Origin of the sequence: Burkholderia stabilis, assembly GCF_001742165.1 — a bacterium.
Taxonomy (GTDB): Bacteria; Pseudomonadota; Gammaproteobacteria; order Burkholderiales; family Burkholderiaceae; genus Burkholderia; species Burkholderia stabilis.
Genome location: NZ_CP016444.1, coordinates 819,764 through 842,892 on the forward strand (window position 1 = coordinate 819,764; position 23,129 = coordinate 842,892).

Below are 23,129 nucleotides of genomic sequence, written 5' to 3' on the forward strand. Positions count from 1 at the left end.
GACGTCATGGATGGTCCGCGCCGGGCGCGAACTTCGTTGCGACGTCGAGATCGGAAATGAAATCATGAAAGACACCATTGCATTCATCGGGCTTGGAAAGATGGGGCTTCCGATGGCCGCGCATCTCGTGCGCGGTGGCTATGCCGTCACCGGATTCGACACGTCCGACGCGCGTCAAGCCGCGGCGCGGGAGGCAGGGTTGAGCGTGACGTCGGCGCTTGAAGATCTTCTTGGATCGAGCGCCGTTCTCGTTTCGTCGCTGCCGAACGACGCCGCGCTTCTGAGCGTCGGCGAGCAGATTGCCCGGCACGCCGCAGCCGGTTCGATCTTCATCGATACGAGCACGGTTTCGGTGGACGCATCTGCCGCCGTCGCGGAGCAACTCGCGCGTGCAGGCATCAGGTATCTGCGTTGCACGGTGTCCGGGAATACCGTGATGGCGGAGGCCGCGAAGCTGACCGTCATGGTTTCGGGCGACCGCGCGGCATTCGATGCATGCGACGGATTGTTCGGAAACTGGGGAGAAAAGTGCTTTTACCTGGGCGACGCCGAACAAGCCAAGCTGATGAAGTTGTCGATCAATCTCATGATCGCGCACACCGCGGGCATGCTTGCCGAAGCCATGTCCCTCGGGCAAAAGGGCGGGCTGGCATGGGCGGACATGTGGCAGGTCGTCGAGGCCAGCGCGGTCGGGTCCCCTATCGTGAAGGCGAAGGCCGGTGCGTTGTCGAAGCGGGACTTCACGGCAACCTTTACGGTCGAACAGATGCGCAAGGATGTCGGGCTGATTCTCGATGCAGGGAAGTCGTTGAACGTGCCTTTGGGTCTCACCGCGTTGACGGCCCAGTTGTTGTCGAGCGCGTCGGCAAGCGGTTACGCAAACGAGGACTACGCGGCAATCATCAAGGTGGTCGAGCACGCAGCGCATGTGAAGCGCGGCAACGTCGAGGTGGAAGGTGCTTGAGTACTTTGCCGATTACGCGTGGAACCTGGCGCTTGGCATGGCGCTCGACATGGGTGCCAACATGGACGAGATCGATCGTGCGTCTCGCACACTGCGCGATCGAGGCGCGCAGGACGCGAGCGATCCTGCGAAGGCGTTTTTCCATGCATGGACGGATGCGGCAGTGCAACTGGTCGAGAAGGCCGAACTGGATCGGCAGAACGGCAACGTTCTGAGTGCGTCCGAGAAGTATCGTCGCGCCGCGATCATGTATATCACCGGGGAGCGGATGCCTCCGCACGACTATCCGCCGCGGATCGAAGCCTACGACAGCTTGCTGACCTGTTTTTCCCGGTACGTGTCTCTCGGTGGCGTCAATTGCACGCGCGTATCCGTGCCATATGAAGGATCGGTTTTGCCGGCACTGTTCGTGCGCGCACAAGGCGACGGTCCCGCGCCTTGCATGGTGCACTTCAACGGGCTGGACGGGCTGAAGGAGTTCCTGTTTCTGTCAGGTTTCCCGCAGGCGCTTGCGCGGCGCGGCATATCGACGCTTGTCGTTGATAACCCGGGGGTCGGAGAGGCATTGAGAAAGCACGACCTGCACAATTTCGCGGAAGCGGAGCGGCCGGCAGGCGTTTGCGTCGACTATCTCGAAGGGCGCAATGACGTCGACGCGACAAGGGTCGGCATGGTCGCGCTGAGTATGGGCGGTCATCATGCGCCGCGAGCGGTCGCGTTCGAAAGCCGGTTCAAGTGCTGTGTGGCGTGGGGCGCGAACTACGATTTTGCGTCGCGTTTTCGCCGCCGTGTCGACGGTGTAGTAGATCCCGGCCTGGCACCGTCCGTGCCGCATCTCTTCGAACATATCCTCTGGGTCTTCGGGGCGAAATCCATCGCGGAGGCTCTGCCGATTGCGGATCGTTTCACACTCGAAGGTGTGCTCGATCGCATCCATGTACCGATCCTCATTACGCACGGCGAGTGTGATCGCCAGATCTCGGTCGAAGACGCATATCAGACTTACGACGGGTGCGTGAACAGCCCGCGGCGCGAACTGCGAATCTTCACGGCGCAGGAGGGCGGAGAGCAACACTGCAGTATCGGCAACATGAGTCTGGCGACCGACTTCATGGCGGACTGGATTGCCGATGTGCTGGGCGGGCGTGCGGCGACACACGCTCAAGCATGCCAATCGAGGCCGTCAGGCCACCAAAAGGAGACATGATGAGAAACGTCGACGAAGACACCATCACGCAAATCGTTCTTGCGCGGCACGCCGATGCGGAAAATCCACGTCTCAAACAGCTCATGACGAGCGTCGTCCAGCATCTGCATGCGTTCGCGCGGGATGTCGAACTGACCGAGGAAGAGTGGTTCGAGGGGATCAGGTTTCTCACTGAAGTCGGGCATATCACCGATGACAAGCGGCAGGAATTCATCCTGCTGTCCGACACGCTGGGGCTGTCGATGCTGGTCAATGCGCTCAACAACCGCAAGCCGCACGGCTGCACTGAATCGACGGTGTTCGGGCCGTTCTTCGTGGAGAACGCGCCGGAGTACCGGAATGGGGACGACGTCGCCAACGGAGCGAAAGGTGAGCCGTGTTTCGTGACGGGGCGGATCGTCGGGCCCGAAGGTGAGCCGGTGCCGAATGCGCGCATCGAGGTGTGGCAGGCCGATTCCGACGGCTTCTACGACGTGCAGTACAAGGACGTCGAGGGTAGCCAGGGCCGCGGCATGCTGCGCAGCCTGAGCGACGGCTCGTTCCATTTCCGCTCGATTACCGCAGAGCCTTATCCGATTCCGCACGACGGCCCGGTGGGTCGCATGCTGGAGGCACTTGGCCGGCATCCGTGGCGACCGGCGCATCTGCATTTCCTGATCGAGGCACCGGGTTACGAGCGGCTCATCACTCACGTGTTCCGCTCGGGCGACAAGTACCTCGATTCCGATGCGGTGTTCGGCGTGCGATCGTCATTGATCACGGACTGGGTGCGTCATGAGCCCGGCAAAGCACCGGACGGTAGCCGAATCGATACGCCGTTCAGCACACTCGATTTCAATTTCGTGCTTCATCGCGTGGATCACGATGCGGCCCGCGAGACGAACCAGTAGGGAGATGGGCAGATGATCAAACACATCGTGATGTGGAATGTAAAAGGCGATACGCCGGAAGAAAGAGCGCAAGCAATCGGCCGGCTGAAAGGCGCGTTCGAAAGCCTCGTCGGGAAAATTCCGGGATTGCTGCATCTGGAGATCGGTGTCGATTCGAGTCGTGTCGATTATGCGTGCGACGTCGTGCTCTATTCGGAATTCGATTCGAACGAATCGCTCGCGCAGTATGCGGTGCATGCGGAACATTTGCGTGTAAAGAACGAACTCGGCGACATGCGTATTGCCCGGCATCAGGTGGACTACCGTGTCGTGTCGGCCGCGCGCGCCGGCTGCAGTGACGTTTCGAACTATTGAGGGAGACCGGTCATGGTGGATACCTTCACCTATCAGATGCTGCCCGCACGCGTCGTGTTCGGACAAGGCACACGCAAGAGGCTGGCTGAGGAGGCGGATCGTCTTGGCGTGCGGCGTTTGCTCGTGCTGTCGACGCCTGAGCAAACGGCGCTGGCTGACGAAGTGTGCCGGTTGTTGGGTACGAAAGCGGCCGGCACGTTCGATCGTGCAACCATGCATACGCCGGTGGATGTCACGGAGCGCGCGCTCGAAGTCGTGAAAGCGCACAACGTCGACGGGCTCGTCGCGGTTGGCGGGGGTTCCACAACGGGCCTGGGCAAGGCGATCGCGCTTAGAACCGACCTGCCGCAGATTGTATTGCCGACGACCTACGCGGGTTCCGAGATGACGCCGATCCTCGGCGAGACACAGGACGGGCGCAAGGTGACTCAGCGGAGCCCGAAGATTCAGCCCGAGGTTGTCATCTACGACGTGGACCTGACGCTGTCGCTTCCGCCGGCGATTTCTGCATTGTCGGCGTTCAATGCGATTGCTCACGCGGCCGAAGCGCTCTATGCGCCGGACGGAAACCCGATCGTCGCGCTGATGGCGGAAGAGGGCGTACGTGCGATTGCCGACGCGTTGCCGCGCGTCATGCGTGCGCCGGGCGATGTCGACGCGCGCCGCTCGCTGCTCTATGGCGCCTGGTTATGCGCGTGCTGTCTGGGTGCGACGACGATGGGGCTTCATCACAAGCTGTGTCACACGCTCGGCGGCCTGTTCGATCTGCCGCATGCCCAGACGCACGCGATCGTGCTGCCTTATGCGCTGGCGTACAACGCGTCGCGGATTCCGGAAGCGCTCGAACGTCTTGCTCGCGCGATGAAGGCGTCGAATGCTGTCGACGCGATCTTCAGGCTGGAGCGTGATTGCGGGATACCGCTCGCGCTGCGCGACATCGGCATGCCCGAGAGCGGCATCGCCAGCACGGTGGCACAGGCCCTTGCGAATCCGTACGCGAACCCCAGAGCGGTCGACGCGGATTCATTGAGCGAGATGCTGACGCGTGCATGGCGCGGACAGGGTATTTGACGGGAAGGTACGTGCTGACCAAAGCGCGGCGCAACTGGCGGTCAGCGACACGCCGCTGACGCGCATGCCGTTCAGCGGCTGGCGCGGGGCTGCGCCGTCAATCGCCGGTCTCGGCGATATAGGCGGTAATCCAGTTGGAAAACTCGCAAGCAAGATGCCAGGCATGTTCGGTCGTTGTCCAGAATGGCAGCGTGCCGGGAAAGTAGACAGCGAGTTTGCACTGAAATCCTTGGTCGAGATCGCGGAATTGATGCATGACGCCGCCCACGGTGGAGCCCAGTCCGTTCACCGCCATTCCGGCGAGTCGAATGGGGTAGGCCAGGTCGATGTCCGACTGCGGAAGATTGTTCGCGTGATCGTAGTCGACCGTAAAGTGGGTGACGATGAGCGCCCCGCCGGTTTCTTCCATGACGTCCTGGCCTTTGGGTTGCAACGGCGCGAAAAAGTAGTGATCGGGGCAGGCGACGAGCATGGATCGTTCGTCGAAGTCGAGCATCGACTTGTTCAGAAACCAGTTCGTGAACCCCTCCGCGGTTCCCCGGTTGCTCGTCACCTCGGTCCTGCTTGGCGCGTAATTGCCGAAACTGGTGCTGGCCGCCACCGTCGACAGCGGATCGGAAACCAGCAAATCGGCAGCGACCAATGATTTCATCGCGGCGTGACCTGCACGAATCTTTGCATCCGCAAGCGCATTGCGCTCCTGGTCGATATGGGCGATGGAAGCCGGCGGCCGAACGATGAGTGCGGCGAGATCCGACACAAGGTAGGCGGGCAGGTTGTTCTTCATTTTGTTCGCGACGACCTGCACGCGACGGGCTTCCCATTGAAGTACCTGGTCCCGGCTGACCGTGGCGCCGTTCAGGTGCGACGTGAGTGTCAGTTGAGGCTTGGCGAGCGGCTGCGCGCCCCTGTTGACGGCAAGGTTCGATGCGCCGGGGACGCCCCCCGAACCGGATTCGCCGCCGCAGCCCTGCAGGGTGAACGGAAGCAGTGTCGATGCACCGAGTGCGGCTGTTTTTTGCAGAAATTTCCGTCGATGCATGGTCGTGTCTGGCTCCGGCAGGGGGCATGATAGGCATGTAGATCAAAATCTAGATCATGATCTAATGTAAGATGTGGCCCCGACGTGGTCAATTCAGGGTTAGCCATTAGTGATGAATCGGTCAGATCAAAGCGAGCGGGTCCGGCGACAGGTGATCGACACGGCGAAGCGCCTGTTTTTCGAGAACGGATACGATCAGACCACGTTGCGTCAGATTTCGACGGCCGCCGGTGTTTCACACGGAAGTATTTATCATCATTTCGCCGACAAGGAAGGCATATTCCTTGCCCTTGTCACCGAGGCATTCGACGAGATTCAGCAAATAACCGATCGGGAATTTTCCGAAGCGCGAGATCCTTATTTGCGACTCAGTTTGAAGTGGGCGATTCTGGTTGCGGCTGCATCGATTGATGTGCGTGTCGCGGAATTACTCGATATTGCCTACGCATCGAAGAAGATTTCAACGGAGATCGTTGCGTCCTCCACGTTGCGGCATCGCAACTGGCTGGGGGAGCAGCTCCCGGACTGGACAGACAACGATTTCTACGCTGCGACACTCGTGCTGAAGGGCGCGATGGCTGCTGTTGTCGAAGACAAGTTGTCGACGGATCGTCTGAGTATGGAGGAGCGGATACGCTCGGTGCTCCGTGCGGCATTGTTCGGCTTTGGGGCGGCCCCGGATCAAATAGCGGAGATTCTGGAGCGTGTCCTGGATGGCATGGCGCGTGTCGATCCCTTTGCGTTGTACAAATTCTGAGGAAGCATTCATCCTGCGGTGGAGGGAGAATCGGCAGGACTCGAAGGGTAACGGCCCGGCTCATGCCGGGCCGTTTTGCATGGCGGGTCATGAACGAGCAGCGGGCCTGGCGGGTTTCATGTGTCTGATGTCCATTCTGGATGAGCCTGCGATTGGTGCCGTGGAGCACGGTCGTTAATCTGATTGCACGTGTGAGGTCGCGTCTCGAGACGGTGCGCTCGGCGACTCACCGCTCATGCATGAGGAGACCATGGAGTTCGATTTCTTGATCGTAGGTGGCGGCACCGCCGGCGCGGTAATGGCCTCGCGTCTTTCCGCCAACCCGGATTGCCGCGTGCTGCTTGTCGAGGCAGGCGCGGACGTCGCGCCGGGAGCCGAGCCGGCGGATATTCGGGACGCCTTCCCGGCGTCCACACTGAATGCGGGCTACTTCTGGAGCGGCCTGACTGCGACAGCGAGGGACGGGGGCGGCCGGCGCCCTATCCGCAAGCCAGGGTGATGGGCGGCGGCTCGAGCATCAACGGCATGTTCGCCCTGCGCGGCATGCCGTCGGATTATCGAAGGTGGGCCGATGCCGGAGCCGGTCGTTTCTCATGGGACTCCGTGCTGCCGTATTTCCGCAAGGTCGAGGACGATCGAGACCGTCCGGGCAAGGCGGGTGGCGTGCACGCCATTGAGCGGATGCCGAAGGCGTAGTGGCCGGCATTTGTGCGCGCCATGGAGCAGGCCGCGCAGCGCTGCGGATTTCCGTCCATACCGGACATCAACGAGGAACCCGGTGACGGTTTTTTCCCGATGCCGCTCGCGATCGATTCGGATACGCGCGTGACCAGCACCGGTTGTTATTTGACGCGGGAGGTCAGAGCTCGGGCCAATCTCGAGATACTGTCCGAGACGCAGGTCATGCGATTGCGCATGACGGGCAACACCGTGCAGGGTGTCGAGGTGCTACGTGATGGTGCGATCGTGCATCTGAGCGCGCGCAATGTCGTCGTTTCGGCCGGTGGCATATTTTCTCCGGCCCTGCTGCTGCGATCGGGAATCGGTCCGGCTGCGACATTGTCCTCGCTGGGCATTCGGATGGTTGCCGATCGGCCCGGCGTCGGCAGGAACCTGCAGAACCATCCGTACATGTTCTTTGCGCTCACACTCCCGCGCGGCAAGCGCATCGCGGCGGACCTCAGGCGGTTTGCCGTGGCCGGTCTGCGCTCGTCGTCGGATGCGCCGGGCTGTCCGGCGAGCGACCTGTTTTCGTTCGTGATCGGTCGGGTCAGCGGCGCGTCTTTCGGGCCGGATTTCGCGTTGGTCGGGAGCGCGCTGTATGCGCCGAAATCGCGCGGCTCGGTGACGCTCGAAAGCGCCGATCCCCTCGTGAATCCTGTCGTCAACTTCCGGTTCATGTCGGACCCGGCCGATCCCCAACGGATGATCAAGTCGGCGCGGCTGACCGAACGGTTATTGCGCGAACCGGGTGTCGCTGCCCAGTATCACGAGGCCTTTCTGTTGCCCGGCGCGCTGGCGGTGACGCAATTCAATCGTACCGGGCTGACCGGAAAAATGCTCGCGATGGCGGCCGAGGCAGCGGCGAACGCCCCGGGCGTCGTGCGTCGCGCGATTTTCGGCCGCGCGTTTCGAAGCGGCGGACCCGTCGCATATCGTGGCGGTGGTCGCGAGATCTCGGATGACGACATTCTGTCGTCGATCAGCCCGATGGGGCATCCGGTCGGCACGTGTGCGATGGGCAGCGCGGACGACGCCATGGCCGTGGTCGATGAAGACTTCCGTGTGCACGGAATCCGGAACCTCTTTGTGGTCGATGCCTCCGTGATGCCGCTGATACCGAGTGCGAACACGAATCTGCCTACGCTGATGCTTGCCGAACTGGCTGCGGATCGTATCGGCGCGCGGGATGGCTGCATTCGGGCGGTTGCCGGTATCGACGCGTCGGGCCGCTGAGCGCGCCTTCGGCGCCGCATCTCGCGGCCCCCTTACTGCCACGCCCAGCTTTTTGCTCGGTAACATCAACAACAAACATCATTTCTCGACCGCCCGCGTGTCAGCGGATTGGTTCCACGCCAGTCGGGCAATGGCCGGGTTAAAGGGCGGGCAGGCGTGGAAATGTTTTAAAACAAATGTTTGAAATAATGAAAAATTAAATAAAATCAATATGTTGATGTTGATTTTATTGAAGGGGTCAAATGAGGTGATGGGGTATCGAGTATGCGCCGCGCCTGTCTTCTTGCGATCGAGCGGTTATTACCATAATGCGATTGTTTTTGTGTGACCGTTGCATTTAAAATCGACAGCCAAACAATCAAGCGCGCAGGTGACGTAGCGGTCTGAGAGTGCCGTCGCCAAATGCCCATCGACAAGTGAACGTGACCGAAATGCTGCGCGCCTTCGTGAGCGCGCTCGACCAGAACAATCGCGCGATCCGGTTTCATTGGGGCCGTCATCAGGAAGCGCTGGCGCATGTCCTCGTCCCGCAGAGCGTGGATTTGACGGAAGGCCTGTGTACCGGCATCGAAGGGCACCTGACCTGCCTGTCGTCCCGCCCGGACCTTCCGCTATCTGCTTTCCTGGGGCTGCCGCTTTCGGTGCAACTGGTCACGGATCGAGGCGAGCCATATCCGGTCAACGGGATCTTCACCGACGTGCGGGCCGGCCAATCGGACGGCTCGCTCACGTGCGTCCAGCTGACGTTGCGAGATGCGCTGAATATCCTCGAGCAACGTGTCAACAGCAGAACGTTCCGCTCAATGAGTGTTCCGGACATTCTGGAAGCGCTGCTGCACGAATGGCAGCAACGCAGCTCCGCGTTGGCACAGGCTTTCGATTTCGAGCTTGTGCTCGATCGCAATCAGTATCCAAAGCGCGAGCAGACGCGCCAGGCGGATGAGTCTGATGCGGCCTTCATTCGCCGGCTGTGCCGACGCGACGGCATTTTCTGGTATGCCCGGGCCGGCAAGCATGATGGCGCATCGACCGATACGCCAGTCCATACGCTGGTGTTCTGCGATGACCCGACGAAGTTGCCTCAGGCGGCGGCGGGCCGCGTGTCGTACCATCGCGGCGCGCAGTCCAGGGAGCGCGATTCGGTCACGCTCTGGTCCACCGCCCGTGTGCTGACGCCAGGAAGCGTGCGGCGCTCCAGCTGGGATTACAAGACCGGCAGGATGGCCCAGTCCGAGCAGGAGACGATCGTCGATCAGGGCGAGACCGGCAACGATCTGGCGAAGTTGCTGGCCGATTCTGTCATCGACGTCCCGCATGCAGGCGATTCGGACGCCGATCAAGAGCGTCTGGCGAAGGCCCGCATTCTGGCGCACGAGCATCGCGCCGAGTGCGTGTATGCGTCGAGCGATGTCCGGGATATCTCGCCGGGTTTCTGGTTCACGCTGCTCGGGCATCCGGAGGTCGATACCCGGCCTGACGAGCAGCGGCAATTCGTCGTGACCAGCCTTCACCACCGGGCGACCAACAATTTTTCGAAGTCGCTCGATGAGCGGGCGCAGGCGTTGTTTGCCGCGAGCCGCTGGAGTTTCGACGCGTTGCCGGCCGAAGACGGTGCCGGAGTCCGCTACGAGAACACTTTCATGTGCGTGCGCCGTGGCGTGCCATTGACGCCCGCCTACGATCCGCGCGTCGATTTGCCGCCGGTGCATCCGTTTACCGCGAAGGTGGTTGGCCAGGATGGTGAGGAAGTGCACTGCGACGAATTGGGCCGCATCAAGGTGCAGATTCTCGGTTTGCGCGCGGACGACCATACGCATGCGCAGGGCGCCGGCGCCAGCGGAACCGAGCGGGACAGCGCGTGGGTGAGATGGGTCAGCCCCTGGGCCGGCCCGAACTACGGCATGGACATGCTGCCGCGCGCCGGCATGGAGGTGCTGATCGACCATCTGCATGGCGATCCCGACAAGATGGTCGTGACCGGGGTGCTGCATGGCGGTCCCAACATGCCGACCACGTTCAGCCACACGGGCTCGCTTCCGGGGAATCGATATCTGTCCGGCATCAAGACCAAGGAGGTCAAGGCGAATCGCTACAACCAGTTGCGTTTCGACGATACGCCCGGCCAGATCAGCAGTCAGCTTGCCAGCGAGCACACCTATACCCAGCTGAACCTGGGCTACCTGACGGAGCCTCGCGATGATGGCAAAGGGGCGCCTCGCGGTGACGGTCTGGAGGCCAGAACCGATGCCCAGGCTGTCATTCGCGCCGCGAAGGGCGTCTATGTGACCGCACAGCAGCAGGGGCGTGCCGAAGGCAAGATGCTCGAACGTACTGCGTTGCAGACGTTGATCGAGCAATTGCAGGACCTGGTACGGAACCTCGGTGATGCATCCGCTGCGAACGACGCCGACAACACCGACCTCGCACGCATCGAAAAGATCGCGTCGCAGATCAAGGGCTGGGATGCCGGAAGCAACGTCGACCAGGGCGCCGGCGCCGGCGGCGCGCCGATGGTTGCGATCGAGGGGCCGGCCGGCGTGACCGTGGTCAGCCAGGACGCGATGGTGCTCGGTGCGCAGACCAACATCGATGCCGTGAGCGCCGGCAACACGCAGATCAGCGCGGGACGTCGTTTGCTGATGCGGGTCGGAGACTGGATGAGCGCGTTCGCGGCCAAGGGCATGACGCTGGTCACGGCTGACGGCAAGCTCCGGATCGAGGCGCACAAGGAGGACGTTGTGGTGAAGGCCGCCAGGCGGATCATCCTGGAGGCAGGCGAAGAAATCGTGTTTCGCTCGCCGAAGGTCAGCACCCAGGCGAGCGACGAAGCGTCGATCAACGGCGGCTCGAGCTACAGCCAGTGGAATGGCGGCGGCGTCGTGCACGGTACGAGCGGCGTATGGCGCGAACACGCGGCGTCGCACAGTCTCGTCGGGCCGGACAACAAACCGGTGAAAGCGCCCGATCCCCTGACCTTCAAGGAACTGGAGCAACAGGACAGCCTCGCGGTGGTGCTCCGTTCACACCCGAACGACGGCCGGCCGCTCGCCTACGAGCCGTACACGCTTTACAAGGGTGCGGCCAAGATTGCGGACGGGGTGACCGACGAGCATGGGCAACTGATCATTTCAAATCACCAGAAAGGCACGTCTTCCTATACGGTCAAGCTGCACAATGGGCATGAGATCGAGGTACCCGTGAAGGAAGGCGGGTTGACCGACGACGATCAACTGGCCGCGCAGGGATGGCGGGCAGTCGACGGTGAGCCGGAATCACGCCAGCGCCACGCAGAAGGCTGACGTTCGATGTGCCGCAGTTTTCGACGAGAAACTTGATGTCCGACACCAATACCCAAAACAAATCGAAGGCGCCGGTCGACGTTTGTACGCGTCAGACGGTCGCCAGTGCGCAATGGTTTCTCGAGAAGCAGGGGGACTACTACGCGCCGCCTTACGAAAAGAACAATCTCGACGTATTCATCTGCGGCGAGGATGCGTTCGTACAGATAGCGGCCGATTTGAAAGCGGCCAAGCATAGTGTTGAAATCATTTGCTGGGGCTTCGACCCGGGTATGGAATTGATCCGGAAGGGAGCGGTCTGGCCGCGGGGAGATACCTGGGGCGGGCTGCTGCGCGATGTGGCGGCGGGGAAGTTCAACAACGGCAAGCCGGTGCAGGTTCGCTTGCTCTCGTGGTATGGCGTGATCGGAAGTACCATTTCGAACAACATGCCGGGCTACAGCGGTGGTCGCCTTACCTACGAGCAGAAAATGGCCAGGGAGATCGGCAAGGGGGGCGGCATCTATTTGCGGTTGGGCGATGCGCCGCAGCCGCAGTCTCCCCAGGAGCGGCGCGAGGATTTCAATGCGCAATGGTACGACGACGCATTTGCCGGCCGCCTGCCCAACCTGTCGCTTCGTACACGGGACGGCAGCAGCAAGGACGTTCACGAAAGCTTGGCACACGAGCCGGGCAAGCGCGATAACCTGGAAGATTTCGGCCTGGAGAAATTGGCCACGGACCATCAGAAGACCATCCTGATCGACTACGACCACGAGGGCGGTACGCACGCGGTCGGCTACGTGATGGGACTGAACAGCGTGACGGACTATTGGGATACGCAGCAGCATATCTTCAACGATCCGCGTCGCGGAGAGGGATGGGAGGGCGCCAACGACTCGCAACCGGGGTTGAAGCCTTACCAGGACTACGCAAGCCGGATTCGGGGCGAAGCACTGGTGGCGGTGAGCAAGAACTTCACCGATGCGTGGAACCGGGCCAAGGGCACGGGCGCGAACCTGTCGCGAACGCACGATTTCAAAAAGGTGCCCCCGGGTTTGACGGAGAACCTTGGCACGCCGTGTCAGCGCGCGCAAATCGTCCGTACGCAGCCCGAAGAAAAGGACAAATCCGTCAAGGCCTTGTATCTCCAGGCGACGTCGTTTGCGCGCAGTTATATCTACATCGAGAACCAGTATTTTCAGTATACCGAGTGGCCGACGAAGCTGAAGGAATTGCGAACCGCGTTTCTGTCGTGCAACCAGGCGGCCGGAAAGAAGCCTGTCGACATACCGAATTTGCACGTGATGGCTGTCATCCCCACGCCCGAGCGGAAACAGATGGTGCCGCGTACGCACGATACGGTCAAGGTACTGGGCTATGCCACGTCGATGCCCAATCAGGACAAGGCGGTGGAAGATGAACTCGCGCGCAACCGGCAGCAACAGGCAACCTGGGACGCCTACGTCAAGCGGCAGAAAGCGAGTGGCGCAAGGATCGACCCCGACTATTACCCTGCTCCGCTGTCGCCTGCGGCGCAAAGTGCCAAGGACCTCGGCGACAAGGCGTCCCTGACGAAATCGCTGGATCAGATGGGTATTCGCGCGCTGGTCGGTAGCCTGTGGTCCTTTGACTACAATTGGCGCAGTTCCAAGCTGAACACCGAGACGGAGAAGAAGCAGGCTCGCTGGGACGACTACGTAAAAAAGCAGCAAGCCAAAGGCGAACTGCCCGACCCGGATCTGGCGCCGATGCTGCCGTTGCCGACACAATCATTCGCGGCCCGGTATAGGGAGATCTACATTCACAGCAAATTGTTGATGATCGACGACAGCTTCTTCACGTTGGGCAGCGCTAATCTGAATTTGCGGAGCATGGCAGTGGATGCCGAGATCAACGTGGGAACCGACGACCGCACGAAAAGCGAAGATCTGCGAAAGCGGGTGTGGAAGCTTCACACCGGAAATGCAGCGGATTGCAACCCGTCGTCGCTGACTCCGCAGGCCATGTCGAAGGCGTTCCTCAATTGGGTGCAATTGCTAAGGGCCAATGAGATTGCGCGAAAGAAGGGAGACGCGCCAACCGGTTTCCTGCATCCGTTCCATGATGAGCGCGTGACAGGCGTTCGCTTATCCTGAGTAGGCTTCCCAAATCGTGCTAAATCAATTGCGTTCGACTGCTGCCAACCGTATCGGCTTTACCCGGTTAGTTTCTGCTTTCCTGTTCCTTGCATGTGCCGCCTGCTCAATGAACGATTCTCTTCCTCGCAACATGTCGTTGACTGCCTTCAACCCTCATCGCGCAGCATTTGAGTGCAAGCACGAGGTTGATGTGGTTCCTCCGCTCGATCCGGAGGCCGATCGATGGAATCAGCAGGCAATGGCGCTGACCAGCGCGCTGTTGTGGCCGAACCAGCGCGATTACAAGGGTGCTGTCGATTTATGGACAAAGGCAGCCGAACGCAAGCACTGGAAGGCAATGCTGAATCTGGCGAATGCCTACGCCCAGGGGCAGGGTGTGGATCGTGATTCCGAACATGCCGTGCAGATCACCGAACAGGCAATGAAACTGGGTATTCCGGCGGCCTACGATCTGATGGGTACGTATCACATGAACGGGATGGGCGTAAAGCAGGATGCCAGCCGCGCCTATGCATTCTGGCAACTGGCCGCCGATATGGGCAGCCCGAGTGCGATGGCGTATCTGGGTGGCAAGATGGACGCGCTCTATGATGATCCGAAGGCGGGTTTCTGGGGCAACCGCAAGATCGCACTCCAGATGCTTGAATGTGCGGTCGCGCAGGGCAATGGACTTGCAGCATATGAGTTGGGAACGACGATTGCGGGTGATCGAGCCGAGTTGAGCGAGAACAATGAACGCGCACTCAAGACGCTGCATGCGGGCGTGAAATTCGGCAGTGCCGAGAGTGCGGGATGGTTGAGTGCGTCGTTTGGCAAGGGGGACGCGCTGGTCGGTCATGTCAAGGATGAAGCCCGGGCCGAACGTTATAGCGTTCTCGCCGACCGCCTCGAGCGCGACCCCGACCTGCGCCTGCCGAACCTGGACAAGGTGGTGCCGTTGCCGCCTGCCAAATTGCCCAAGTGGGACGGCCACAAGGAGACGTTAATCGACGCGGCGAAGGCCGTGACGTCCGCGCCGGTGTCGCCGGCCAAATCCGCCGTGCACCCCGTGTCGATGCGTACCGACCGCGCGCACGTGCCCTATGGCTACATGGTGCCGGAAAAGCCGTCGGTTGCCGTTCCTCCGCAGGCGGAAACGACCGCCGCCCCTGTCGGTGGCTACTGGATCGCACAACTGAAATATCCGACGGCCGAACGTCACTTCGCATGGAATGCGGCCCAGGTGCCGATGCATTACCGGAAGGACGAATTGTTCGACCGGAGCCGCCCCGGCTTGATGCCTGAGGACGGTCGCATCTTCTTCCATTACGTCGGCGACGCGATTCCCGTGCCCGCGCAGCAGGCTGAATCGCATCCCCGCGTGACGCAGGGCATCGTACGCATCGCGGAATTCCCGGACCCCGCCATCCGGTGTCGCGGCACGCGTGCGTGTCCGGTGACGGGCGTCTGGCAGGCCGGTGTGGCGGACGATCATCTTCGGGCGGCCACGTTCAATCAATGGTATCGCCAGGCCTACGTCATGCAGGGGGATACATTCCCCGATCCGCGCGCCATGCATCTGGACGTATCGCCGGCGGACGTGACGTGGACGTGGTGGAACGAAGCCAATCATCTGGGGTTCGCGAAACTGCCTCAGGTCAGCGTCGGCAACGCGCCCGAGCACGCTTGACGGAGCGAAGATGCGTAAATCGACGATTGCCGCGACGGTGTGTGTCGGAGGATTGATCCTGGCGGCCTGGGGGGCGATTGCGGCATTGGGGGCCGTGGCCCAGATCAGCGGAGGTAGCTACGGTTCGCACGAGGTGAGCGATTTCGCGATCGAGAACTTCCTGTTTCTCGGCCCGCTGCTTGCTTTGGGGGGCTTGGTCGCATGGTTCGCCAGCCGGGGTTCGGCAACATCCGATGACGACGATGATGAACAGCACTCGGGTAAGGATGAGAGCGATCCGGCTGCTCCCGCGCACCGGGAGGCAGACCGATGAGCAGTTCCGAAATCATCTACAAACATGACTTGTGGCGTAAGGGCGCGGGTGGCATGCCCGCGGGGCTGTCCGGTCAGGCGGACAGTTCGGCCTATGCGGGCCTTGATCTGGGGCTCGCGCAATTTGCCGCCAGCAATTTCAGCGGCAGCAGCTTCACCGCAACGTCATTCCGACAGGCCGGCTGGACGGGGTGCCGGTTCTCGGCCTGCACGTTCGCCGGTTGCGATTTCGCGGAGATTGCGATTTCCGGATGCACGTTCGTGGATTGCATCTTCAATGACGCCGCCTTTCAGGGCAGCACATTCAACGGCGTGAAATTTCTCGGATGCAAGTGGAACGGTGTCAGGTTCGACGGCAACACGTGGCGTTCGGTGCAGGTGCTGGACTGTACCGGCACCACGGTTGAAGCTCACGGTCTCAAGGGGCTGGACGTCGATTTCACCGGGAGCTATTTCGAGCATCTGGCCTTCGAGGATACGGAAATCAACGGTGGGCATTGAGTCGAGCCGGAGGCCGTTACCGGGTTTCGTCAACGTAGTGGCGAGTTTTACTGCAACGGGTATCCGCTCCGAATTCGATCGAGCATGGCTGCCCCGCTGAAAATGGCGTTCCGCCGGACCAGCGTGAGCACAACGCAGCAACGTTCTACGACGGTGTTCGCAGCGATACGCCAGGCAATCGGAGACGCTTCCGCTTCTGCGGGACCCCGGTTTGAATGGACCCCGACGAGGCGGCGCGATCCCGACGAGGCCCTTCGGCCCTGAACCACGAACACCGGTTACGTCACGCTGACCGGAATCTCTATCAGGTTCGGTCGTCCCGATGCGATCCCGCACTCGACAGCGGCCGCGATGTCTCCCGCACGCGCCACGCGACGGGCCGCCACACCCCATGATCTCGCGAGTGCCAGGAAGTCGATCGGCGGGTCCTTGAGGTCCATGCCGACGAAGCGATCGGCGTGGGCGCTGACGAAATGCTGCTGCGATTTCATGTACTTCTTCAGGATGTTGTACTCCTGATTGTTCACTACGACGAACGTGACCGGCAGACCTTCATGCGCCGCGGTCCACAACGCTTGCGGCGCGTAGAGGGCCGAGCCGTCGCCGATGATCGCGACGACGGGCTCCCGTCCGAGACCCAGCGACAGGCCGACCGCCGCTCCCATGCCCCATCCGAGAATGGCGCCCCGGGTACCGTAGTACTGCCGCGTACCGGCGGAGTGGAGCGCGCGGCGAATCAGCGGCATCGTCGCCGGCGATTCATCGACGAGCGGCGTCGTCGGACCCAGCGCCCGAGCGACTTCGTGCGCGGCGACAAGCGGCGTCGTCATCGCGGCGTTCAACCCGGACGCGACTTGCTCCTCGAGGCTGGCGCGCTGTCGTGCGCGACCGCGCTGCGCTTCGGCGTGCAACGCGTCGATTTCAGCGCGCCGATGCTGCGACGCTTCGCGCAGCATCGGCAGGAGTGCCTGGAGCGATGCGCGAAGGGCGCCGACGCAACCCAGTGCGGTTGCATGTATCCGGCCCAGGTCATGCGGATCGCTTGCCAGTTGATAGAGCCTGCACGCAGTCGGAATGGCCGGGCCGGTGGAGTAGAGGATCGTGATGCTGAAGTGGCCGCCCAGCACGAAGACCGCGTCGAAGTCGCGGAGCGTTTCATGCATGTCGGCGACCGTCATGGGCAGGTTGCCGCACCACAACGCATGCGACGTCGGAAACGGCAGGTGGGCCGGCCAGGATGGGCCAAATACCGGGGCGCCCAGCGTTTCGGCGACGGCCACGGCTGCCGCGCTGGCGCCGGCCGCGAACACTTCGTCGCCGACCACCATCGCGAGGCGTCCGGGGCGGATCGATGCCAATGCCTTCGCCAGATCGGGCAGCGCCGACGGGATCGAGGTGCGGTCGATCGCCGATCGCCGCGGGACAGGCTCGGTCGTGGCGCGCTCCATCACATCCATCGGCAGGGACAGAAAGACCGGTCCGGACGGCGCGGCCGCGCTGTCGTTGAATGCCCGCCGCACGAGCACGCCGATTTCATCCGGGTGAGAGACTTCCCGCGCCCATTTGACCGCCGGACGGGCGACGCCCAGCGAATCGCCGTACAACAGCGGATCGGTGTAGGCATGGCGGGTATCCTGCTGGCCCGCAGTGACGACCAGTGGCGTCCTGGCCGCCTTTGCATTCAGCAGGGCGCCCATCGCGTGGCCGAGGCCGCCCACCGTATGCAGGTTCGTGAAGCCGGGCCGGCCGGAAGCCTGCGCATAGCCGTCCGCCATCGCAACGACCGCGGCTTCCTGCAAGCCCAGCACGTACGACAGGTCGGGGGCGTCGGTCAGCGCATCGATGAATGACAGCTCGGTCGTGCCGGGATTGCCGAAAACGTAGCGTACCCCTTCGCTTCTCAGCACCTCGACCAGAACCTCCGCGCCGCGTCGGGGCCGGATGTCGTCGAGGGCCACGAAACTCGTACCGGCTTCGGCTTCCCCGATCGTCACGGGGCTTCGTCGTTGATCTGCGTTCATGTCTTCCTCCCATTGAGGGCGAGGATAGGACGCGATACGACGCTCGCGCTTGAACGTTCTTGTGCTGTGGGCCCTTTTCGTTACCGGGTGTCGCTCCAGCGACTCGGCGCGACGCCGTTTGCCTTCTTGAAGTGTCGGTTGAAGTGGCTCTGGTCCGCGAAGCCGAAAGTCGCGGCCACGTCGGTTGCGGGCACGCCGGCACGAAGCGCATCGCAGGCGCGGGCCAGTCGAACCTGATTGCGCCACGCATGCGGCGCCATGCCGACTTCGCGCGAGAAGATTCGCGCGGCATGGAATTTCGACAATCCAACGACATTGGCCAGCTCGGCCAGGTCGAGCGATGCGGTCAGCTCGTCGAGCATGCGCGCTTTCATGCGCTCGACACGCAGGCGATCGATGCTCATTGGCCGCGAAGGCGGGCGCATCCGCCCGTAGCGTTTCAGCAGCGTCGAAACGGCGTCGAGCAGCGCGTACTCCACGGCCAGCATGTCGGTGCCGGTCTCGAGCACGCGGTGCGCCCGCAGCGCGCGGCCGACCAGATCGGCATCCCTGATGATGTCCGAGTCGAACCAGGGCGTATCGTGATGGCGCAACCCTGCTTCCTCGGCCACGCCCTGCACGAAATCGACCGGCAAATAGAACGTGCGGCATTGCCAGCCCGCGTCGGCTGCGCTCGAGCCGGTATGAATTTCGCCGGGATTGATGATGGGAAGGGATCCGGCATCGGCGACGAACCGCGTACCGTGATAGTCGTAACGTTCGGCTCCGCGTTCTATCACCGATATGGTGTACGCGTCGTGCCAGTGGGGCGAGTACACATGGTCGGTGAATCGGGCCGTGACCATCTCTCCACCGGGGATCAGCGTGGAGCGCCAGACGCGCGCGTCATTCCGGCGCGTCGCCGTGCCGTTCGCCGGAAGCGCGTGTGGCTCGATATCGTCGGAGTCGATGGCAGACATGGGTCACTCGGGCAGGGTCATCCGTGTTCGAACCGCAGAATAGCGTCAAAACGAAATGTTCGCCGACGCGTTTTCGCCGGCAAGCCGCGACGGCCTTGCCAACGCGCCGTGCGGCCGCGATTGTGCCGACGATGCGCCCGGTATCCCGGGACAGGCGCCGCACCGCCGGCCGCACGACCGCCACCCGCCCCAGCTTTTTGCTCATCAACACCAACAAAAAACATCATTTCGCGCCCGCCGGCGTGTCAGCAGAATGTCTCCATTCCAACTCGTGCGACAGCAGGACCATCGCAGCGAGCCGCACTTCAGAAGGAGACACTCGTGGCACTCGAAACAACCTCAATCGATACGCTCGTCGTCGGCGCCGGGCAGGCCGGCGTGGCCATGAGCGAGCACCTGGGCAAGCTGGGCGTGCCGCATCTCGTGCTGGAGCGCAGCCGCATCGCCGAGCGCTGGCGCACGGGGCGCTGGGATTCGCTGGTCGCGAACGGCCCCGCGTGGCATGACCGCTTCCCGGGGCTCGAATTCGACGGACTCGATCCCGATGCGTTCGCCTCGAAAGACCAGGTCGCCGACTACTTCGAAGCGTATGCGCGCAAATTCAACGCGCCGATCCGCACCGGCGTCGAAGTGAAGCAGGTCGTGCGTAACACCGGCAAGCCGGGTTTCGTCGTCGAGACCTCCGACGGCACGATCGAAGCGAACCGCGTGGTCGTCGCGACGGGCCCGTTCCAGCGCCCGGTCATTCCGCCGATCGCGCCGGCCGACGCGCGTCTCGTGCAGATCCATTCCGCCGACTACCGCAACCCGGGCCAGCTTCCGGAGGGCGCGGTGCTGGTGGTCGGCGCGGGCTCGTCGGGCGTGCAGATCGCCGACGAGCTGCAGCGCGCGGGCCGGCAGGTCTACCTGTCGGTCGGGCCGCACGATCGCCCGCCGCGCGCGTATCGCGGCCGCGATTTCTGCTGGTGGCTCGGCGTGCTCGGCGAATGGGACAAGGAAGTCGCGACGCCCGGCCGCGAGCACGTGACGATCGCGGTGAGCGGTGCGCGTGGCGGCCATACGGTCGATTTCCGCGCGCTCGCGAACCAGGGCGTGACGCTCGTCGGGCTGACGAAGTCGTTCGACGGCGGCGTGGCCGTGTTCGAACGCGATCTCGCGATCAATCTCGCGCGCGGCGACGAGAACTACCTGTCGTTGCTCGACGCGGCCGACGCCTATGCGGTGCGCAACGGTCTCGACCTGCCGGAAGAACCGGAAGCGCGTCGCATCCTGCCGAACCCCGATTGCGTCGCGCATCCGATCCCCGCGCTCGATCTTGCCGGCGCGGGAGTCACGTCGATCGTGTGGGCGACGGGTTATGCGGTCGACTACGGCTGGCTGAACGTCGATGCATTCGCGGCGAACGGCAAGCCGCAGCACCAGCGCGGTGTGTCGAAGGAGCCCGGCATCTATTTCCTCGGGCTGCCGTGGCTGTCGCGGCGCGGTTCCAGCTTCATCTGGGGCGTGTGGCACGACGCGAAGCACATCGCCGATCACATCGTGACGCAGCGCAAGTACCTCGCCTACCACGACGCGTCGCAGCACCGCGCGGACGCGCAGCCGGCGCAGGCCGACGCGCGCCCGCTCGCCGAAGCAGCGAACTGACACGAACCCGCCGCGCCTCGTTCCGGCGCGGCGGGCGTTTCCATTGACGATCGAAGGACCCCGATGAGCCAGCCTACCCATACGCGTATCCGCATGTTCAACACCAAGGATACCTACCCGAACCAGACGCTCGACAACGACCTGTGCCAGGCCGTGCGGGCCGGCAACACCGTCTACGTGCGCGGCCAGGTCGGCACCGATTTCGACGGTAACCTGATCGGCCTCGGCGATCCGCGCGCGCAGGCCGAGCAGGCGATGAAGAACGTCAGGCAATTGCTGGAGGAAGCCGGCAGCGACATCACGCATATCGTGAAGACGACGACCTACCTGATCGACCCGCGTTATCGCGAGCCGGTGTACCAGGAAGTCGGCAAGTGGCTGAAGGGCGTCTACCCGATCTCGACGGGGCTCGTCGTGTCCGCGCTCGGCCAGCCGCAGTGGCTGATGGAGATCGACGTGATCGCGGTGATCCCCGACAACTGGCAGCCGAACCGCGCATAGGAGGCGACATGACTTTCTCCATCGTCGGGCGCTGCCCGGAGACGGGCCAGCTCGGGATCGCGATCAGTTCGTCGAGCATCGCGGTGGGCGCGCGCTGCCCGTGGGTGCGCGCGGGCGTCGGCGCCGTCGCGACGCAGAACATCACGCTGCCGGCGCTTGGCCCGCAGATCCTCGACCTGATCGAGCACGACCAGCTTGCGCCCGCCGCGGCGCTCGACCGCGCGCTGAATGCGAACGGCTGGAGCCAGTACCGGCAGGTCACGGTGATCGACGGACAGGGGCAGACGGCGTGCTTCACCGGCAAGGAAGCGCTCGGCACGCATCACGCGGTACAAGGCGAGCAATGCGTGGCGGCGGGCAACCTGCTCGCTGCGCCGGCCGTGATCGACGCGATGGCGAGCGCATTCGAGCACGCGCCCGGCCTGCTCGCCGATCGGCTGCTCGCCGCGATGCACGCGGCGATGGCGGCTGGCGGCGAAGCGGGGCCGGTGCATTCGGCCGCGCTAAAGGTGGTCGACGACCTGACCTGGCCGGTGGTCGACCTGCGCGTCGACTGGGCCGATGCCGATCCGATCGGGCAGCTCGATGCGCTGTGGCGCGCGTACCGGCCGCAGATGCAGGACTACCAGACGCGCGCGCTGAACCCGACCGCCGCGCCGAGCTACGGAGTGCCGGGCGATGAGTGACCTGTCGAGCCGCACGCTGCTCGAACGGCTGATCGGCTTTGCGACGGTCAGCCGCGATTCGAACCTCGAGATGATCGGCTTCATCCGCGACTATCTCGCGGGCTTCGGCGTGGAGAGCGAACTGTTCTACAACGCGGAACGCACGAAGGCGAGCCTGTACGCGACGATCGGGCCGAACGATCGCGGCGGCATTGCGCTGTCGGGCCATACCGACGTGGTGCCGGTAGACGGGCAGGCGTGGACGGTCGAACCGTTCCGTCTGAGCGAGCGCGACGGCCGCCTGTACGGCCGCGGCACGGCCGACATGAAGGGTTTCATTGCGTCGGTGCTCGCGGCCGTGCCCGCGTTCGTCGCGCGGCCGCTGAGCCTGCCCGTGCATCTCGCGTTCTCGTACGACGAGGAGGTCGGGTGCCTCGGCGTGCGGCCGATGCTCGAACAACTGGCCGCGCGTGAGCACCGGCCGCGCCTGTGCCTGATCGGCGAGCCGACCGAACTGAAGCCGGTGCTCGGTCACAAGGGCAAGCTCGCGATGCGGTGTCACGTGAAGGGCGCCGCGTGCCACTCGGCGTACGCGCCGTCGGGCGTCAACGCGATCGATTACGCGGCGAAACTGATCGGCCGGCTCGGCGAGATCGGCGCGGCGCTCGCACGGCCCGAACGGCAAGACAGCCGTTTCGATCCGCCGTTCTCGACCGTGCAGACGGGCCTGATCAAGGGCGGCCGCGCGCTGAACATCGTGCCGGCCGAATGCGAGTTCGATTTCGAGGTGCGTGCGCTGCCTGATTTCGATGCGCACGACGTGCCGACGAAGCTGCAGGACTATGCGGAATCCGAACTGTTGCCGAAGATGCGTGCGGTGCAATCCGATACCGACATCCGGTTGCAGCCGTTGGGCGCGTATCCGGGGCTCGCGACGTCGCCGGACAGCGAAGCCGCGCGCCTGCTCGCGATGCTGAGCGGCTCCGACGCGTTCGGCACGGTTGCGTTCGGCACCGAGGGCGGGCTGTTCGGGCAGGCCGGCATTCCGACCGTGGTGTGCGGGCCCGGCAGCATGGACCAGGGGCACAAGCCCGACGAGTTCGTCACGCTCGAACAATTGCACGGATGCGACGCGATGCTTGCCCGGCTGGCTGCGCATCTTTCATCGGCCGCCTGACTGTCGCAGCCGGCACGCAC

The 23,129-nt window shown here is 63.1% G+C and carries 20 protein-coding genes and 1 pseudogene; 18 read left to right on the plus strand and 3 right to left on the minus strand.

Annotated elements, in window-relative coordinates; genetic code table 11:
• Positions 1-10 precede the first annotated feature (10 nt).
• The 5 genes from BBJ41_RS36145 to BBJ41_RS36165 are packed head-to-tail and all read left to right on the plus strand — an operon-like array spanning position 11 to position 4,486.
• The gene (locus BBJ41_RS36145; RefSeq protein ID WP_083282130.1) at positions 11-964 is read left to right on the plus strand and encodes an NAD(P)-dependent oxidoreductase; all 954 of its coding nucleotides are present in this window, start codon (positions 11-13) and stop codon (positions 962-964) included.
• On the plus strand, positions 957-2,171 hold the full coding sequence (locus tag BBJ41_RS36150) for an alpha/beta hydrolase family protein (protein WP_156814989.1): 1,215 nt from the start codon (positions 957-959) through the stop codon (positions 2,169-2,171). The genes BBJ41_RS36145 and BBJ41_RS36150 overlap by 8 nt, the downstream gene beginning before the upstream one ends.
• A complete protein-coding gene (locus tag BBJ41_RS36155) occupies positions 2,171-3,061 on the plus strand; it encodes an intradiol ring-cleavage dioxygenase (protein WP_069751491.1) in 891 nt (296 codons plus the stop codon). The genes BBJ41_RS36150 and BBJ41_RS36155 overlap by 1 nt, the downstream gene beginning before the upstream one ends.
• 12 nt (positions 3,062-3,073) lie before the next feature.
• Positions 3,074-3,415, plus strand: a complete 342-nt coding sequence (locus BBJ41_RS36160; protein WP_069751080.1) for a Dabb family protein — start codon at positions 3,074-3,076, stop codon at positions 3,413-3,415.
• A gap of 12 nt (positions 3,416-3,427) precedes the next feature.
• Positions 3,428-4,486: a maleylacetate reductase gene (locus tag BBJ41_RS36165; protein ID WP_069751081.1), complete on the plus strand. Its 1,059-nt coding sequence runs from the start codon at positions 3,428-3,430 to the stop codon at positions 4,484-4,486.
• A gap of 97 nt (positions 4,487-4,583) precedes the next feature.
• Here BBJ41_RS36165 and BBJ41_RS36170 read toward each other — a convergent pair whose 3' ends face one another.
• Positions 4,584-5,528: a hypothetical protein gene (locus tag BBJ41_RS36170; protein WP_069751082.1), complete on the minus strand. Its 945-nt coding sequence runs from the start codon at positions 5,526-5,528 to the stop codon at positions 4,584-4,586.
• A gap of 151 nt (positions 5,529-5,679) precedes the next feature.
• Here BBJ41_RS36170 and BBJ41_RS36175 point away from each other — a divergent pair, with 151 nt between their 5' ends.
• The 9 genes and pseudogenes from BBJ41_RS36175 (at position 5,680) to BBJ41_RS36205 (ending at position 16,142) form a co-directional block, all read left to right on the plus strand.
• A complete protein-coding gene (locus BBJ41_RS36175) occupies positions 5,680-6,285 on the plus strand; it encodes a TetR/AcrR family transcriptional regulator (RefSeq protein ID WP_167362252.1) in 606 nt (201 codons plus the stop codon).
• Positions 6,286-6,535: 250 nt separating this feature from the next.
• Positions 6,536-6,784 carry an NAD(P)-binding protein gene (locus BBJ41_RS41885; protein WP_197680907.1) on the plus strand — a complete coding sequence of 83 codons (249 nt, stop codon included), beginning with the start codon at positions 6,536-6,538 and terminating at the stop codon, positions 6,782-6,784.
• Between the two features lie 26 nt (positions 6,785-6,810).
• A pseudogene (locus BBJ41_RS41800) lies at positions 6,811-7,353 on the plus strand (GMC family oxidoreductase N-terminal domain-containing protein); the annotation flags it as partial.
• Between the two features lie 63 nt (positions 7,354-7,416).
• Positions 7,417-8,241, plus strand: coding sequence for a GMC oxidoreductase (locus BBJ41_RS36180; RefSeq protein WP_236872213.1), 825 nt, complete (start codon positions 7,417-7,419; stop codon positions 8,239-8,241).
• Positions 8,242-8,672: 431 nt separating this feature from the next.
• On the plus strand, positions 8,673-11,540 hold the full coding sequence (locus tag BBJ41_RS36185) for a type VI secretion system Vgr family protein (protein WP_069751492.1): 2,868 nt from the start codon (positions 8,673-8,675) through the stop codon (positions 11,538-11,540).
• 35 nt (positions 11,541-11,575) lie between these two features.
• Positions 11,576-13,657 (plus strand): phospholipase D-like domain-containing protein, encoded by a 2,082-nt coding sequence (locus BBJ41_RS36190; RefSeq protein ID WP_069751084.1) that lies wholly within the window; start codon positions 11,576-11,578, stop codon positions 13,655-13,657.
• Positions 13,658-13,997: 340 nt separating this feature from the next.
• Complete coding sequence (locus BBJ41_RS36195; RefSeq protein ID WP_418222338.1) at positions 13,998-15,329, plus strand: SEL1-like repeat protein; 1,332 nt, start codon at positions 13,998-14,000, stop codon at positions 15,327-15,329.
• A gap of 10 nt (positions 15,330-15,339) precedes the next feature.
• On the plus strand, positions 15,340-15,642 hold the full coding sequence (locus BBJ41_RS36200; RefSeq protein ID WP_069751086.1) for a hypothetical protein: 303 nt from the start codon (positions 15,340-15,342) through the stop codon (positions 15,640-15,642).
• Positions 15,639-16,142, plus strand: coding sequence for a pentapeptide repeat-containing protein (locus BBJ41_RS36205; protein WP_069751087.1), 504 nt, complete (start codon positions 15,639-15,641; stop codon positions 16,140-16,142). The genes BBJ41_RS36200 and BBJ41_RS36205 overlap by 4 nt, the downstream gene beginning before the upstream one ends.
• A 278-nt stretch (positions 16,143-16,420) precedes the next feature.
• Here the strand turns inward: BBJ41_RS36205 and BBJ41_RS36210 are convergent, their stop codons facing one another.
• Complete coding sequence (locus tag BBJ41_RS36210; protein WP_083282134.1) at positions 16,421-18,163, minus strand: thiamine pyrophosphate-binding protein; 1,743 nt, start codon at positions 18,161-18,163, stop codon at positions 16,421-16,423.
• An 80-nt stretch (positions 18,164-18,243) separates the two neighbouring features.
• Positions 18,244-19,122 (minus strand): helix-turn-helix domain-containing protein, encoded by an 879-nt coding sequence (locus tag BBJ41_RS36215; RefSeq protein WP_069751088.1) that lies wholly within the window; start codon positions 19,120-19,122, stop codon positions 18,244-18,246.
• A gap of 321 nt (positions 19,123-19,443) precedes the next feature.
• Between BBJ41_RS36215 and BBJ41_RS36220 the strand changes: the two genes are divergently transcribed.
• The 4 genes from BBJ41_RS36220 to argE all read left to right on the plus strand — a co-directional run bounded on the left by BBJ41_RS36220 (position 19,444) and on the right by argE (position 23,109).
• Positions 19,444-20,766 carry a flavin-containing monooxygenase gene (locus tag BBJ41_RS36220; protein WP_069751089.1) on the plus strand — a complete coding sequence of 441 codons (1,323 nt, stop codon included), beginning with the start codon at positions 19,444-19,446 and terminating at the stop codon, positions 20,764-20,766.
• Between the two features lie 63 nt (positions 20,767-20,829).
• Positions 20,830-21,267, plus strand: coding sequence for a RidA family protein (locus BBJ41_RS36225; RefSeq protein WP_069751090.1), 438 nt, complete (start codon positions 20,830-20,832; stop codon positions 21,265-21,267).
• Positions 21,268-21,275: 8 nt separating this feature from the next.
• On the plus strand, positions 21,276-21,953 hold the full coding sequence (locus BBJ41_RS36230) for a DUF1028 domain-containing protein (RefSeq protein WP_069751091.1): 678 nt from the start codon (positions 21,276-21,278) through the stop codon (positions 21,951-21,953).
• The gene (argE, locus tag BBJ41_RS36235; protein ID WP_069751092.1) at positions 21,946-23,109 is read left to right on the plus strand and encodes an acetylornithine deacetylase; all 1,164 of its coding nucleotides are present in this window, start codon (positions 21,946-21,948) and stop codon (positions 23,107-23,109) included. The genes BBJ41_RS36230 and argE overlap by 8 nt, the downstream gene beginning before the upstream one ends.
• Positions 23,110-23,129 lie beyond the last annotated feature (20 nt).